2 protein-coding genes are annotated in these 2,128 nt (G+C 75.7%); both read right to left on the minus strand.

Annotation, left to right across the window (positions count from 1 at the left end; all coding sequences use genetic code 11):
- The coding region (locus tag AB0J52_RS37505; protein WP_500187711.1) for a LysR family transcriptional regulator at nt 1–928 on the minus strand (928 nt) is incomplete at its 3' end.
- Between the two features lie 374 nt (nt 929–1,302).
- Nucleotides 1,303–2,128 (minus strand): DNA-3-methyladenine glycosylase family protein (locus AB0J52_RS37510; protein ID WP_500187712.1); only part of this gene is annotated, 826 nt, incomplete at its 5' end.

Here is a 2,128-nt window from a genome sequence, read left to right on the forward strand (position 1 = left end):
CGCCGGGCACGCGGGGGCCGCGCTCCAGGGTCGGGCGGCGTTCGGTCAGCTCGCCCGCCGAGGCGCGCAGCGCCTCCAGCAACGCCGCGACCGAGGGCCGGACGTCCGCGCCCGCGCGCGTCCACAGCACCATGCGGCGGCGCAGCGGCTCGCCGGCGAGCGGCCGGGTGACGATGCCGGGCTCCTGGTCGGCGAAGGCCAGGTCGGGCATGATGCTCACCGCGCCGCCGTGCGCGACCATCGCGAACATGACCAGGATGTCGTTGGTGCGGTAGCGGACGTCCGGACGGAAGCCAGCGAGGTCCACGCAGGCGCGTTCGAGCAGGTCGGCGTGGTTGGTGCCGGCGTGGCCGGTCACCCACCGCTCCCCCGCCAGCGCCTCCAGCCGGACCGGCGCGCCGGAGACCGCGAGCGGGTGCGCGGCGGGCAGCGAGACCCACATCGACTCGCTCAGCAGCTCCTCGGCGACCAGCCCGGGACGGCGCGCCCGCGGCAGCCGCGGGTACTCGTCGGTGATCGCCACGTCGATCTCCTGCAGCTCGACCGCCCGCAGCACCTGGACGTAGTCCTCGTCCAGGACGTCCACGGTGAGCTCGGGGTACTCGGCGGCGAGCACCGGCAGCACGGGCGCCAGCACATGCAGCAGCGCGGTCTGGAACGCCACGACCCGGACCGTCCCGGCGACCCGGCCGGACGCGGCGAGCGCCGCCTCCTCGGCCCGGCGCGCCTCGTCCAGCAGGGTCTGCGCGCGGGCGGCCAGCACCTCGCCCGCCGGGGTCAGCCGCAGCCGCCGGCCGACCTTCTCCACCAGCGGCACGCCGACCTCGCGCTGGAGCTGCGCGAGCTGCTGCGAGACCGCCGAGGGGCTGTACCCGAGCGCCTCGGCGACCGCGCCCGCGGTGCCGCGCTGCTGCAGCTCGCGCAGCATCCGCACTCTCCCAAGATCCAACATGGTGAAGAGATTCTTACACGAACGCTGAAGGAACTGTCGCTGGACCTGAACAATGGACGGCGTCAAACTGTAAGTGCGGCCGGGAGGACCCCCGGGGGTTCTGGGAGGACCCCAGGGGTCCCCCTCAGGACAGTCCCCCCGAACCGCACCCCGCGCGGGAAGTCCGAGCCCAGGCCAGGGCTCATGAGCACGATGCGGAAGGACTTCTCAGATGTTCGTCATCCTCGCCATCATCGCCCTCGCCGTCCTCGGCCCGCTGTTCGGCCGCGACTCCCGGGACGGCCTCGACTGGGCCCGCGGCAACTTCTGGCTGCGGCGCCGCACCGCCCCGGACGCCCCGGCGGCCCCGGTCAGAAGCTCCGGTAGTCACGGACCGCGAGCCTCGCGCCGCGCCGCGGCGGACGCGCGCCGCTCAGTTCCAGCAGGCGTATGACCCGGTGCCGGTGCCCCCGGTACGGCTCCAGCAGCTCCAGCATCCCCGCGTCGTCGGTCCTGCTCCCGGTGAGCGCCCAGCCCACCAGGCCGGGCAGGTTGTAGTCGCCCACCGAGACCGCGTCCGGATCGCCGACCGCCCGCTGCCGGGTCTCGGCCGCCGTCCACACCCCGACGCCGGGGAGTGAGCGGAGCCGGGACTCGGCCGCGACCTCCCCGCCGTCGCCGAAGCCGCGTTCCAGCCGGGACGCGACCCGCGCCGCGCCGATGACCGTCCGCGCGCGGACCGCCTCGATCCCGGACCGGTGCCACTCCCAGGACGGGATCATCGCCCAGGTCTCCGGCGCCGGCGGAACCCGCAGGTCCAGCGCGCGCCCCCGGTCGGTGACGACGTCCCGCGGCGCCGGGGCGGGCTCGCCGAACCGCCGCAGCAGGTAGCGCCAGGCGCGCCACGCCTCGTTGCTCAGCACCTTCTGCTCCAGGACGGCCGGGACGAGCGCCTCGAACACCCGGTTCGTCCGGCCGATGCGCAGGCCCGGCCTGCGGCGCGCCACCTCGCGCAGCACGTCGTGGCGCGGCTCGAACCCGGACGGGTCGTCGTCCGCGCCCAGCATCTCCGGCACCGCGTCGAGCAGCCACTCCGCGCCCGGACCCCACGCCGCCGCCTCGACCACGTCGAAGCAGGGCCGCAGCCGCAGCGCGCCGGGACCGGCCGGCGTGCGGACCGCACGCCAGTACCCGCCG

The organism is Spirillospora sp. NPDC049652 (assembly GCF_040675125.1).
Lineage (GTDB): Bacteria > Actinomycetota > Actinomycetes > Streptosporangiales > Streptosporangiaceae > Spirillospora.